This is a genomic window from Elioraea sp. Yellowstone (genome assembly GCF_006704265.1).
GTDB lineage: Bacteria > Pseudomonadota > Alphaproteobacteria > Acetobacterales > Acetobacteraceae > Elioraea.
The window spans coordinates 1-12,057 of sequence record NZ_VIKA01000101.1 but is presented as its reverse complement, the minus strand read 5'-3'; the positions used below and the strand labels follow the sequence as shown (position 1 = coordinate 12,057).

Annotated in this window: 13 protein-coding genes; 5 read left to right on the top strand and 8 right to left on the bottom strand. The window is 72.2% G+C overall.

The features are described from left to right. The 6 genes from FK498_RS13405 to FK498_RS13380 all read right to left on the bottom strand — a co-directional run. The coding region (locus FK498_RS13405) for a substrate-binding domain-containing protein (protein ID WP_141855365.1) at window positions 1-579 on the bottom strand (579 nt) is incomplete at its 3' end. Beyond that, on the bottom strand, window positions 576-1,823 hold the full coding sequence (locus FK498_RS13400; protein ID WP_202614853.1) for a hypothetical protein: 1,248 nt from the start codon (window positions 1,821-1,823) through the stop codon (window positions 576-578). The genes FK498_RS13400 and FK498_RS13405, both read right to left, overlap by 4 nt. 45 nt (window positions 1,824-1,868) lie before the next feature. Further along, window positions 1,869-3,371: a tripartite tricarboxylate transporter permease gene (locus FK498_RS13395; protein ID WP_141855363.1), complete on the bottom strand. Its 1,503-nt coding sequence runs from the start codon at window positions 3,369-3,371 to the stop codon at window positions 1,869-1,871. A 1-nt stretch (window position 3,372) separates the two neighbouring features. Further along, complete coding sequence (locus FK498_RS13390) at window positions 3,373-3,882, bottom strand: tripartite tricarboxylate transporter TctB family protein (protein WP_141855361.1); 510 nt, start codon at window positions 3,880-3,882, stop codon at window positions 3,373-3,375. A 5-nt stretch (window positions 3,883-3,887) separates the two neighbouring features. After that, the gene (locus FK498_RS13385) at window positions 3,888-4,877 is read right to left on the bottom strand and encodes a tripartite tricarboxylate transporter substrate binding protein (RefSeq protein WP_161988415.1); all 990 of its coding nucleotides are present in this window, start codon (window positions 4,875-4,877) and stop codon (window positions 3,888-3,890) included. 43 nt (window positions 4,878-4,920) lie between these two features. Next, the gene (locus FK498_RS13380; protein ID WP_202614852.1) at window positions 4,921-5,901 is read right to left on the bottom strand and encodes an alpha/beta hydrolase; all 981 of its coding nucleotides are present in this window, start codon (window positions 5,899-5,901) and stop codon (window positions 4,921-4,923) included. Window positions 5,902-6,075: 174 nt separating this feature from the next. On the opposite strand from FK498_RS13380, the gene FK498_RS13375 reads away from it, so the two are divergent. Then, window positions 6,076-6,525: a hypothetical protein gene (locus tag FK498_RS13375; protein ID WP_141855358.1), complete on the top strand. Its 450-nt coding sequence runs from the start codon at window positions 6,076-6,078 to the stop codon at window positions 6,523-6,525. Beyond that, entirely contained in the window at window positions 6,522-7,457 is a 936-nt protein-coding gene (locus FK498_RS13370) for a glyoxylate/hydroxypyruvate reductase A (protein WP_141855356.1), read from the top strand. Before FK498_RS13375 ends, FK498_RS13370 begins: the two co-directional genes overlap by 4 nt. 89 nt (window positions 7,458-7,546) lie before the next feature. On the opposite strand, the gene FK498_RS13365 is transcribed toward FK498_RS13370, so the two are convergent. Then, window positions 7,547-7,924 carry a MarR family transcriptional regulator gene (locus FK498_RS13365; RefSeq protein ID WP_141855354.1) on the bottom strand — a complete coding sequence of 126 codons (378 nt, stop codon included), beginning with the start codon at window positions 7,922-7,924 and terminating at the stop codon, window positions 7,547-7,549. A gap of 150 nt (window positions 7,925-8,074) precedes the next feature. Continuing rightward, window positions 8,075-9,454 (bottom strand): M17 family metallopeptidase, encoded by a 1,380-nt coding sequence (locus FK498_RS13360; RefSeq protein ID WP_141855352.1) that lies wholly within the window; start codon window positions 9,452-9,454, stop codon window positions 8,075-8,077. 167 nt (window positions 9,455-9,621) lie between these two features. On the opposite strand from FK498_RS13360, the gene FK498_RS13355 reads away from it, so the two are divergent. The 3 genes from FK498_RS13355 to FK498_RS13345 all read left to right on the top strand — a co-directional run. Next, on the top strand, window positions 9,622-10,578 hold the full coding sequence (locus FK498_RS13355; protein ID WP_141855350.1) for a DMT family transporter: 957 nt from the start codon (window positions 9,622-9,624) through the stop codon (window positions 10,576-10,578). Continuing rightward, the gene (locus FK498_RS13350; protein WP_141855348.1) at window positions 10,575-11,477 is read left to right on the top strand and encodes a DMT family transporter; all 903 of its coding nucleotides are present in this window, start codon (window positions 10,575-10,577) and stop codon (window positions 11,475-11,477) included. The genes FK498_RS13355 and FK498_RS13350 overlap by 4 nt, the downstream gene beginning before the upstream one ends. Further along, on the top strand, window positions 11,474-12,057 hold a 584-nt coding region (locus tag FK498_RS13345; RefSeq protein ID WP_202614851.1), incomplete at its 3' end, for a hypothetical protein. The genes FK498_RS13350 and FK498_RS13345, both read left to right, overlap by 4 nt.

Below are 12,057 nucleotides of genomic sequence, written 5' to 3'. Positions count from 1 at the left end.
GGCGGTCACCAGCGCATGCGGCGGCGGCAGCAGGCCGACGAGGCGCACGCCCGGCACGCCGCGGATCTCGGTCGCCTGGCTGACCGCGAGCGCGACCGCGCCGCATGCGCAGGCCGCCACCGCCTCGACGCCGAACGGCACGATCAGGCTCTTCGTGCGCACGAGCTCCGCCAGACCGAGCCGGTCGAGCACCGCGGCGAAGTGCCGCCCGGCGGTCGCACCGGAGGCCGGGTCGGCCCAGGCGATCGAGGGGGCGGCGCGCAAGGCCGCGACCAGTCCGGCCTCGTCGTCGATCGGCCCGACCGCGACACCGTTGCCGGCCGCGAGCCCGACACCGGTGACGCCGAGGGGCACGACCGTTGCCGGATCGATCAGGCCACGCGCGACGAGCAGCGCCATCGCCTCGGCGCTGAGCACGGTCGCGTCGCAGGGCTCGCCCGCGAGGATGCGGTCGCGCAGTGCGCCTACCGTGCCGTAGGCGACGCGGGGGCGCGCGCCCCGCCATGCATCGGGCGCGGCGAGCAGGCCCTCGACGGCGGTCTTCACCGCGCCTGCGGCGAGCAGGACGGGAACGGTCACCCCGTCACCTCGAGGATCTCGAGGCCGCGATTGCGGTCGATGACGTAGACGAGGCCACGGTCGTCGAGATCGACGTCGTTGGCCTGCGGGCTCGCCTGTCCCGGTGGCGGCTCGGCGAGCCAGTGCGCGACCTCGGTCGGGCGCTCGGGCTCGGCGATGTCCACCACGCGCAGCCCGCCGCCGAACCAGGCGGTGAAGAGGCGCGTGTCCGCGAGCCGCTCCTGGAACTGGTGCGCGCCGAAGCGTCCGCCCGCCTGCACATAGGGGCTCGCGAGCTCCGAGAGGTGGAACATCGAGACCGGCCTGATGTCGGTCTCGTCGGCGACGTCGAACACCCAGAGCCCGCCATGCAGCTGGCCCGGCACATGGTCGTGCTCCTCGTCCACCGCCACGGCGAGGGTGCGTCCCTTCACCGGGAAGGGGACGCGCAGGAAGGTGTGCGTCGGTTCGGGGAAGGGCGGATGGTAGCGGTATTCGCCGATCGTGCGGGGGCGGGCGATGTCGCTGATGTCGATGATGCGGCAGCCGGCGTACCAGACCGCGGCGTAGAGCCTGTCGCCATGGCGGAGCGCGTGGTGCAGGCGGTGCTGCTGGCCCGGCCAGGAGGGCGTCTCGCCGCCGGCGATGTGCTGGCCCGGCATCCACCAGCGCCCGACCTCCTCGGGCCGGGCCGGGTCCCGCATGTCGTAGATGACGAGGATGTTGCCGACATAGCCCTCCATCTCGGTGGAGATGTAGGCGTAGCGGTCGTCGAGATCGAAGCGGTGCACGCCGATCCCGCCGGTGCGGTGATGCGTGAGCAGGCGCGGCCGGCTGCGGTCGGAGATGTCCCAGACGCGGAAGCCGCCGTCGGCATAGGGGGGCTCGGCGAGCGACTGGCGCAGCCGCGGCATCATTTCCGGCGGGACGTTGATCGCGCGCGCGATCTCGGCCTCGGTCGGCGGGCGGCCGAGCTCCGCGGCGAGCCGCGCCTCCACCTCGGGGATGCGCCGCGCGCGCCGCTTCTGGTGGCGGTCGTTCTGCTCGACATTCGTCACCATGATGTCGCCGACGACGCGCACCTTGTGCGTGTGGCTGTGGTCGCCCTCGAGGCCGATATGGGCCACGAGGCGCGGGTGGTAGGGGTCCGAGACGTCGACGATCGAGGTGCCGTGCGGCGGCCTCATGTGGCCGAGATAGGCGTAGCGCCCCTCGATGCGCACCTGGCCGCCGCCGGCGCAGTCGAACCAGGCGATGCGCCGCATGCCCCTGCTCGATACGGCTCCGTCCATGGCAAGGCCCCTCCCGGATCAGGTGGCGGTGCGCGCAAGGCGCCGCTCGCGCCAGATCGGCAGCACGACCGAGACGACGAGCAGGCACCACAGCACGTTGGCGATCGGCGAGGAGAACAGCACCAGGATGTCGCCCTGGCCGATGCGCAGGGAGCGCAGCAGGTAGCGCTCGAAGATCGGGCCGAGCAGCACGCCGATCAGGATCGAGGTGACGTGGTAGTCGGTCCTGACCGCGACATAGCCGATCACGCCGAACACCAGCGCCAGCGCCATGTCGAACAGGTACTCGCGGTCGGCGAAGGCGCCCACGACGGTGAGCGCGATGATCAGCGGAACGATCGTGTGCACGGGCACGGTCACGACCTTCGCGGCATAGCGCGCCAGCGGCAGGATCAGCGCGACCATGAAGAGGTAGGCGACGGTCATCATCACGAACACGCCGTAGGCGATGGACGGCTGTTCGAGGAACAGCCGCGGGCCGAGCACGATGCCCTGGTATTGCAGCACGATCATCATCACCGCCGAGGTCGATCCGCCCGGCACGCCGATCGCCATGGTCGGCACCAGCGTCCCCGAGGTGACGCCGTTGTTGGCGCTCTCGGGGGCGATCACGCCGGGCGGATGGCCGGTGCCGTAGAGGTGCGGCGTCCTCGAGAACAGCCGCGACTGCTGGTAGGCGACGAAGGAGGCGATGTAGGCCCCGGCCCCCGGGATCACGCCGATCACCAGGCCGATGAAGCCGGTCCAGACGATCTGCCACCAGTGCCTCGCCGCCATGCGCAGCCCGTCCACGGTCTCGAGCCATTGCGGGCGCTGGGGTGCGCGCGGCGCGGCGTTGCCGGTGACGCGCTCCTCGATCATCACCAGCGCCTCGCTGATCGCGAACAGCCCGATCAGCACCGGCACGAGCGGCAGGCCGTCATAGAGCTCGAGGAAGCCGAAGGTGGCGCGCGGCGTGGAGAACACCTGGTCGGTGCCGATCGCGCCGAGCATCAGCCCGAAGGCGCCGCCGATCAGCCCCTTCAGCATGTCCTTCGCCGCGAGCACGGCGATCAGGGTCAGGCCGAACAGGATGATCACCACCATCTCGACCGACCGCAGCACCAGGCCGAGCCTGGCGAGGAAGGGCAGCAGCGCCAGCACCGCGAGGGAGGTGATCAGCCCGCCCGCGACCGAGGCGACGAAGGAGACCACCAGCGCCTGCTGCGCCTGGCCGTTCTTCGTCATCTGGTAGCCGTCGATGCAGGTCGCCGCCGCGCCGGCGCTGCCCGGGATGTTCACCAGGATCGCCGGGATGCTGCCGGAGAGGTGGTTGGCGCAGTAGAGCGCGATCATGAAGGCGAGCGCGGCCTCCACGTCCATCGCGAGCGTGACCGGCAGCAGGATGATCAGCGTGTTCTGCGGCGAGAACCCCGGCAGGATTCCCACCGCGAGGCCGAGCGCGATGCCCGGCACGATCGCCCACCAGAGCGAGAAGGAGCGCCCGAACAGTCCGGCCAGCGTGGCGAGGTCGAGCTCCATCTCACTCGGCTCCCGCCAGGCCGAGAAGCGCGGCCATGCCGCGCTCGAAGGGGCCGAGCGGGAAGCGCGTGCCGATCGCGACGATCAACCCCGCCCAGACGAGCAGCGGCGTGACCAGGGAGACGCCGAGCAGCGTCGGCCAGTGGCGTGCGCCGAGCAGCCACATCCCCGCCGCCAGCATCAGCGCGAGCGCGATCACCGTGCCGAGCAGCGGCAGCGCGGCGATGAAGGCGACGGTGAGCGCGAGCAGGGCGAGGCGGAGGCGGTTGGCCTGCGGATCGCCGCCGAGCGTGAGGCCGAGGCTCGCCTCGCCGCGCGCGACACGCAGGCCGATGCGCAGGCCGAGCAGCGCCACCAGCACGAGCAGGATCGCGCCGATGACGATGCCGTTCGCCTTCGCCTCCCAGGCGAGCTCCTGCACGGTCCAGAAGTAGTAGGCGGTGAAGCCGACCGCGAGCGTCGGGATGATCAGCTCCGCCCCGGCCGGCCTGCGGCGCCGCTCGCCCGCCATCCCCTTCAGCGCTGCGCCGAGAGCTGCGCGCGGAAGCGGTTGGCGAGCTCGATCATGCCGAGCGCGTACTCGGTGCAGACCGCGCGGTCGCCGAACCTGATCGATTCGAGCGGCTGCCCGGCCTTCTCGGCCGCCTCGAGGAAGGCGCGGTCCTCGAAGACCTTGCGCGCGGTCTCCTCGAGCTTGCGGAACCGGTCCGGGTGGCGTTCGATCGCCCTGGTGTGGATCGCCCAGGAGCGTGACGAGTAGAGATCGGGGATGCGCGTGCCGAACACCGCGTTGATGGTGGGCGCGTTGTCGGTCTTGGCGGCGAGCACGTTCTCGCGGCTGAAGATGCCGAGCACCCTGAGCCGCCCGGTCTGCGCGGTGATGCCGGCCACGGGGAGCACGCCGATATCGGTCTCGCCGCTCATCACCGCGACCATGGTCGGGTTGCCGCCGGCATAGGGGATCAGGTTGAAGCGCGACCCCGTCGCCTCGCCGAGGGCGAGGATGCCGATCGAGGCCGGGTGCGGGATGCGGCTGGTGGCGACGTTGAGCGTGCGCCTCTTCGCCTCCGCCACCACGTCCTCGATCCGCCGGAACGGCGAGTCCTGCCTCACGAACACGCAGGAATCGTCGATGTCGATGCGGCAGAAATAGGTGATGTCGTCGGGGAACCTGAAGCGCGGCCGCTGCAGCGCGTACATGATCATCTCCGGCCCCATGTTGCCGAAGAGCAGGTTGTAGGCGTCCGGCTCGCGGCGGGCGACGTAGAGCTCGTAGCCGACCTGGCCGGCCGCACCGGGATAGAACTCGTACTCGAACTGCCGCCCGAGCAGCTTCGACCAGCCGTCGTCGAAGCTGCGCGCGAGCCGCTCCGCCCCGCCGCCCTGACCGGTCGGGATGACGACGCGGAAGTTGCGCTCGGGGAACGCACCCTGTGCGCGTGCGGCGACGGGCATGGCTGCCAGCCCGGCTGCGAGGGTGCGGCGCGTCAGCATCGGTGCGGTCATCGGTCGGTTCCTCCCGGCGGTGCGGCCGTTCCGGCCGTCATGGTCACGCAGACGCGCCGGAGCCGCGATAGACCGGCTCCGGCTGGGCGAAGAACGAGGCGAGGATGTGCTGCACGAGGCGGTAGTTCTTCTGCTGCAGGCTGGCATGTGCGATCCCCGGCATCACGGCGAACTGCTTGTCCGGGTTGGGCAGGCGCTTGAAGAACTCGATCAGGTCGTCGAAGCCGGCGATGCCGTCGTACTCGCCGCGCATGATCAGGGTCGGGCAGGTGATGCGCGCCGGATCGACCACCGGAAGATTGAGGCACATGTCGACATAGGTGCCGATCGGCACCGAGTCGTCGAGCGCCAGGATCGCATCGGCGAAGGCATCGACGACGCGTTCGTCCGCGGTGCCCGGATGGTCGCGCGTGAAGATCGAGTGGACGAAGGCGCGGTCGATCTTCCGGCGCGTGCCGCCCGCCTGATACTCCGGCAGCTTCCTGCGTCGCTGTTCCAGCGTCGGGCTTCCCTCGCCGGTCCAGACGAAGGCGTCGAGCGCGAGGCGCTTGACCCGGTCGGGCCGGCGCTGGGCGAACAGCGCCGCCTTCAGCGCGCCGGAGGAGATGCCGTAGATCAGCAGCGGGCCGGCCCTGCGCGTCGTCTCGATGTAGTCGGCGGCGGCCTCGAGGTCGTCCGCGCCGGTCGCGATGTCGCAGATGATGTCGCGGTGCTTGGAGGACCGCCCGTAGCCCTCGTTGTCGAGGCACCAGCAGTCGTAGCCCTGGCGGGCGAACACATCCATTGCCGAGAGGTCGGGCATGCCCGGCACCTGCAGGTCGAAGGTGGGGGTCGAGGCCATGGAGGAACCGTGCACGAACAGGATCGTGCCGCGCGCATCCTCCGGGCGGCCGACATACTTCTCCCACAGGAACAGGCGGACATCGCCCTTGTGCGTCCAGTGCTCGACGCCGGTCACGGCCGGTCCGGCGGGCGAGGTCGCGGCCATGCTCGGCACCGTGACCGGCCCTGCGGGCTGGCGCATCCCCTTTCCTCCCCATCTGCGCACTCCCGGCCCTCGTGCGGTGGCCGGTGCTCTTCCGGCTGGGGAGAATCGAGGGGCGAATCCATCCTGTCAACAGTTGACGTTCACGCCCGCGCGACGACGCTGCGGCAGCCCGATCGACGCAACGGCGCTTCGCCGTGCTATGCGGCGGGCATGGCGGACGTTTCGAGTCGCGACGCCCATGCCCGTCTCGTGCGCCTGTTGGCGCAGAAGCGGCTGGTGCTGGGCGTCAACATCGGCGTGATGTCGCGCCCGGGCAGCCCGGTGTTCCGCCGCATCGAGACGGCGCTGCCGACCGGGCTCGGCCTGTTCGGGGTGATCGGCGCGACCGTGATCGGCGGCGTGACCCTCGGCGCCTTGGCGCTGACCATCGGCGTCGCGGTCTGGTTCCTTGTCATCCTGCCGCGCATCAAGGATCAGGTGTATGCGCGCAGCTACGCCTTCGTGACCTCCTCGCCCGCGGCCTTCGCGCAGGCCTGGGAGGCACGGGCGATCACGCTGCGCGCCGGCGCGGAGGAATGCCGCCCGCCCGACGGGGACTGGATCGCGTTCGTGCGCGCCACGCCGACGCGCGAGGAGGAAGAGGAGGGAGGCCACCGGTGACTGGCGCGCTGCTCGTCTCGACCAAGCCTGCGACGATGGAGGTGTGGCGGCGTGAGCTGCTCGCGCTTGATCCTGCGCTCGACATCCGTCTCTTCCCCGAGACCGGTCCGGTCGAGGACATCACCGCGGCGGTGACCTGGAACCACCCGCCCGAGGACCTCTACCGCTATCCCAACCTGCGTCTGCTGATCAGCATGGGTGCCGGCGTGGACCACCTGTTCCGCCCGCCCGGGCCCCCGCCGGGAGTCGCGGTGGTGCGGCTGGTGGATCGGCTGCTGACCGCGGCGATGAGCGAGTATGTTCTGCTGGCGGTGCTGCGCCACCACCGCCAGGCCGAGCTCTATCGCGCCCAGCAGAAGGCGCGCATCTGGCATGAGCTGCCCGCCCCCGACACCGAGAACACGCGCATCGGCATCCTCGGGATGGGGACGCTCGGGTCGGATGCGGCACGCAAGCTTGCAGCGCTGCGCTTCAAGGTCGCCGGTTGGAGTCGTACGCCGAAGCGGCTCGACGGAATCGAATCTTTCGTCGGCGATGCAGAAATGATGAAGTTTCTTTCAAGAACCGATATCCTGGTCTGCTTGCTGCCGCTGACGCCATCGACGCGCGGGATCCTCAACGCGCGCACCTTCGCGGCGCTGCCGCGGGGCGCCTACGTGATCAATGTCGCGCGTGGCGGCCATCTGGTCGAGGCGGACCTGCTGGCCGCGCTCGATTCGGGCCATCTCTCGGGGGCGACGCTCGATGTGTTCGAGATCGAGCCGCTTCCGGGCGAGCATCCGTTCTGGGGCCACCCGAAGGTGATCGTCACGCCGCATGCAGCGAGCATCACGATCCCGCGCAGCGTCGCGGGCCAAGTGGTCGAGAATCTGCGTCGGCTCGCCGCCGGGGAGGAGCTGCTCAATCGGGTGGACGTCACGGTCGGCTACTAGCGCCGATCGCCGTTCGTCTGGGGCCGAGACGCGAGGGGCGCGGCCGCGCGGCCGCGCCCCTGCGGTCGCTCGCCCACAGGGCTCGGGCGTCAGGCGTTCGCCGCGCGCCGTGCGCTGCCGGAGCCGCGTCCGCTGCCCGCCTCGCCCATGATCTTGCGCAGTTCGCGCAGGAACGCCGACCCCTTCAGGGTCTGCTGCACGATCACGCTGCGGCGATCCATCGGGTCGACCTTGCGGCGGGCGAGATCAAGTTCGCCAAGCCGGTCGAGCGCCCGCGTGATCGCGGGCTTCGAGACGTTCAGTTCGGCTGCCAAGCCGCGCACGGTATGCGGCCCCTCGGTCAGGTAGACGGTCAGGAACACGCCGAGCTGACGGGCCGAAAGATCGGGGCCGTCCCGACGCACCAGGGCGACAATCGTCTCACGCAGCACCGAAAGGAGCTGCTCGCTAGCGTTGCTTGCTGCCATCGTTCTTCACCTTCCATAACGGCCGCACCGTGCCCCGGCTGCGGCTCTGCCCCGCATCTAGTGTGTCGCAACGAAAAAGCAAAGAGCATTTTCGACAAAGGTTGCTTGTCCGATACCATCTTGCGGCGCTGGGCAGCCCTTGCTCAGCCGTTACCCATGCGCCGGTGTGCCGAAGCGCGCCGCAAGCGCCCGGAACGCTGCCCGCATCCCGGTCGCCTCGCCTCCTTCGGGACGTCCAGGACGCGGCGAATCGTTCCATGCATAGAGATCGAAATGGGCCCAGCGCCGCTCCCGGGAGACGAAACGCTGAAGGAACAACGCCGCCACCACAGCGCCGGCATGGGGCTTGCCGGACACATTCGCGAGATCGGCCGCCTGGCTGTCCAGCCAGCCCGCATAGCCCCGCCAGAGCGGCATCCGCCAGAGCGGATCCTCCGCATCCAGGCCTGCCGCGAGAAGATCCTCCGCCAGACGATCGTCCTCCGTGAACAGTGCCACCAGATCGGGCCCCAGCGCCACCCGCGCCGCCCCGGTGAGGGTCGCGAAGTCCATGAGCAGGGCGGGTGCGGCGGCATCCGCATCCGCCAGCAGATCGCACAGCACGAGCCGGCCCTCCGCGTCGGTGTTGCCGATCTCCACCGTCAGCCCCTTGCGCGTGCGCACCACGTCCAGCGGGCGCATCGCGTGCGCGCCGATGCTGTTCTCGACGGCGCCGATCAGCAGCCTGAGCCGGACCGGCAGGTCGGCCTGCATCACGAGCCGCGCCACGCCGGCCGCCACCGCCGCCCCGCCCATGTCCTTCTTCATCCGCAGCATCGCCGCGGCCGGCTTGAGGTCGTAGCCGCCGCTATCGAAGCAGACGCCCTTGCCGCAGAGGGCGATGAGCGGTGCCTCCGGGCCCGCCGCCGAGCCTCGCCAGGCGAGATCGACGACCAGCGGCGGGCGCGCGCTGCCGCGGCCGACCGCCGCCACGGTCGGATAGTCGCGCTCGAGCGCCTCGCCGTCGACCAGCCGCACGGTCGCGCCGTGCGCGGCACCGAGCGCGGCCACGGCCTCGGCGAGCTCGGCCGGGCCGAGCACATTCGCAGGATCGTTGATCAGGTCGCGCACGAACCACACCGCCTCGACCTCGCGCGCCGCGGCCAGGGCGTCGGGCAGCAGGACCAGTCGCGCAGGCGCGCGCGGCGCGGCGCGGAACCGCCCGTAGCGGTAGGCGCCGAGGCCCCAGCCGAGGGTCGCCCGCGGGGCATCGGCCGGTCCTTCCAGGCGCCAGATGCTGCCCGCGGGCAGGGCCTGGGCAAGCCCGCCGAAGCTCCAGGCGCTCGGCCGCCCGTCGCCGAGCCCGACCAGCGCGCCGCCCAGCCCCGCCGCGCCGGGCAGCAGCAGCAGCTCGCCCGGCTTGGCGGCGAAGCCCGCTTCGCGCACGAAGCCGCCCGCCGGGTGGGCGGCGCACCAGGCCTCGAGCCCCGCCGGCGCGACGGCATGGAGCGGCAGCGCGGACGCGCCGGGATCGGCGAAGCAGGGCAGCATGGAGCGACCTCGGGCTGGGACGGGCGGCACCGTTCCGGTGAAACAACATCAACCAGGGTGGACCGGGCGCGGCGTCCCTTCAAGACCACGCGTCAGGACCATGCCTGGCCGGTCCGGGTACGGATCCATGGCCTGCGGCGCCGCGCCGCGCTAAGCCTCGCGGCGTCATGCCCGGCTCCCGGCATCCGCAGAGCCTCGCCGCGCCGTCCCGTCCGGCCGCGTCCCAGCCCGCCTGGCGACGGGCGGCGCTGCTGCTCGCGCTGGCGGCGCTGTTCTGGGCCGGCAACTTCGTGATGGGCCGCGCGGTGCGCGGCGAGATCCCGCCCGTGGCCCTCGCGTTCTGGCGCTGGCTCGTCGCCGCAGCCGTGCTGCTGCCGTTCACCGGGCGGGAACTCCTCGCGCGGCGCGGCGCGCTCCGCCGCCATGCGCTGCTGCTCGCCGCACTCGGGTTGAGCGGCGTGGGCAGTTTCAACACGCTCTCCTACATCGCGCTCACCGGCACCGAGGCGATCAACGCCATGCTGGTGATCAGCCTGACCCCGCTTGCCATCCTCGTCGCCGCCTTCCTGATCGACGGCGAGCGGCCGGGCGCGCGGCGCCTCGCGGCGCTCGCCGTCTCGCTTGCCGGCGTGGCGACGATCGCGGCGCGGGGCGATCCGGCGGCGCTGGTCGCGCTGCGTCTCAACCCGGCCGACGGGATCGTGCTGCTCGCCGTGCTCGGCTGGGGGATCTACTCGGTGCTGCTGCGCCGCATCCCGCGCGGCACCTTCTCCCCGCTCGGGCTGCTGACGGCCACGGTGCTGTTCGGTCTGGCGCTGCTGCTGCCGTCCTGGCTCGCCGAGATCGCGCTCACCGGGGCGATGCCGCGCGCGGACCTGCCGACCGCGCTCGCGGTGCTCTACGCCGCCCTCGCCGCCTCGATCGGCGCCTATCTCTGCTGGAACGGCGGCGTGGCGCTGATCGGTCCGGCCGCCTCGGGGCCGTTCCTGCACCTCCAGCCCCTCTTCGGCACCGCGCTGGCGATGCTGCTGCTCGGCGAGGTGCCGCACGGCTTCCATGCCGTCGGCTTCGCGCTCGTGCTCGCCGGCGTGGCGCTTGCCGGCCGCGCGCCCGCCCGGCGATGAAGCGCCCGCCCGCGCCGATCCACGGCATCGGCTTCATGCTGCTCGCGACCGCGCTGTTCGCGGGCATGACGGCCTGCAACAAGGCGGTGCTCGCCGCCGGCACGCCGCTGCCGCTGGTGATGCTCTCGCGGGCCGTGCTGACGATGGTGCTGCTGGCGCCCTGGCTGGTCGGCAAGCGCGCGCCTTCGCTGGCCACGCGACGGGTCTGGCTGCATCTCGGCCGCGGCGTGGCCGGCGTGTCGGCGATGGGGCTCTCGATCGCGGCGCTCGCGCTCATCCCGCTCGCCGACGTGATCGCGCTCGGCCAGGCGCGGCCGCTCTGGCTGCTGGTGATCGCGGTCGCCGTGCTGGGCGAGACGGTGGGGTGGCGCCGGCCGCTCGCCGCCGCGATCGGCTTCGCCGGCGTGATGGTGATCCTGTTCGCGGAGCCCCGGGCGGGGGCGTTGGGGCTGAACCCGGGCGCGCTGCTCGCCCTTGCCGCCTCGTTCTGCGGCGCCTGCGTGCTGGCCTTCGTGCGCACTCTCGCCTCGCTCGGCGAACCGCCGATCCGCGTCGTGTTCTGGTACGGCATCGTCGGCTGTGCGGCATGGCTGCCGCCGAGCCTCTGGTGGTGGCGCACGCCGAGCCCGATCGAGGCCGCGCTGCTGGGCGCCGCAGCGGCCTTCGCCACGCTCGGCGATCTCTGCGCGAGCCTGGCCGCGCGCCGGGCCGAGGCGAGCCTGCTCGCGCCGGTGGAGTTCGTCGCCGTGCCGATCGGCGCCCTGATCGGCTGGGCGGTGTTCGCCGAACGGCCGGGCTGGCCGCTGGCGGTGGGGGCGGCGCTGATGGCGGTCTCGGTCGGCTACATCGCGCGGCGCGAGGCCCAGCTGCGGCGCCTGCGTCCGGCGCGGACGCGATGAGCGGCGTCGTCCTCGGGGTGGCGCTGGCGGTGCTGCCGACGGCGGTGGCGATGCAGTCCCGCGCCGCGACGCCGATCCTGGTCGCGACGGCCCTGGCCCTGCTCTGGGCCGAGCGGGCGCGGCTCGGTGCGTTGGCGCGTGCCGGCATCGCGCTCTGGCCGCTCGGCCTGCTGGCGGCCTGGGGGATCGCCTCGGCGGCGTGGTCGGTGGTGCCGGGGGTCTCGCTCGACGGGGCGCTGCGCTTCGCCGCGCTGATCGGCCTCGGCGCGCTGGTGGCCGGAAGCGTCCCGCTGCTCGACGCGGCGGCGCGCCGCCGGGCCGGGCGGGGGCTCGCGCTTGGTGTCGCCCTCGGCGCTTGCGTGCTGCTGTTCGAGGTGCTCACCGGCGGCTGGCTGACCAACGCCGTGCGGCTGTTCCCCGAGCCCCCGCGCCGCGTGGACGGCATCAAGCCTGGCGCCTCGGTGCTGGCGGTGCTGCTCCCGGTGGCCGTGGCCCTCGGCTGGCGCGAGGCGGGACGGGGGGCGGCGCTGGCTATGGCCGGGCTCGGCGCGGCCGCCGTGCTGGCCGCCCCCTCCGAGGC

Bases quoted from the DNA above. Each gene is read 5' to 3' on its own strand.
- FK498_RS13400 (WP_202614853.1), bottom strand. From the start codon at position 1,823: ATGCGGCGCATCGCCTGGTTCGACTGCGCCGGCGGCGGCCAGGTGCGC.
- FK498_RS13395 (WP_141855363.1), bottom strand. From the start codon at position 3,371: ATGGAGCTCGACCTCGCCACGCTGGCCGGACTGTTCGGGCGCTCCTTC.
- FK498_RS13390 (WP_141855361.1), bottom strand. From the start codon at position 3,882: ATGGCGGGCGAGCGGCGCCGCAGGCCGGCCGGGGCGGAGCTGATCATC.
- FK498_RS13385 (WP_161988415.1), bottom strand. From the start codon at position 4,877: ATGACCGCACCGATGCTGACGCGCCGCACCCTCGCAGCCGGGCTGGCA.
- FK498_RS13380 (WP_202614852.1), bottom strand. From the start codon at position 5,901: ATGCGCCAGCCCGCAGGGCCGGTCACGGTGCCGAGCATGGCCGCGACC.
- FK498_RS13375 (WP_141855358.1), top strand. From the start codon at position 6,076: ATGGCGGACGTTTCGAGTCGCGACGCCCATGCCCGTCTCGTGCGCCTG.
- FK498_RS13365 (WP_141855354.1), bottom strand. From the start codon at position 7,924: ATGGCAGCAAGCAACGCTAGCGAGCAGCTCCTTTCGGTGCTGCGTGAG.
- FK498_RS13360 (WP_141855352.1), bottom strand. From the start codon at position 9,454: ATGCTGCCCTGCTTCGCCGATCCCGGCGCGTCCGCGCTGCCGCTCCAT.
- FK498_RS13355 (WP_141855350.1), top strand. From the start codon at position 9,622: ATGCCCGGCTCCCGGCATCCGCAGAGCCTCGCCGCGCCGTCCCGTCCG.
- FK498_RS13350 (WP_141855348.1), top strand. From the start codon at position 10,575: ATGAAGCGCCCGCCCGCGCCGATCCACGGCATCGGCTTCATGCTGCTC.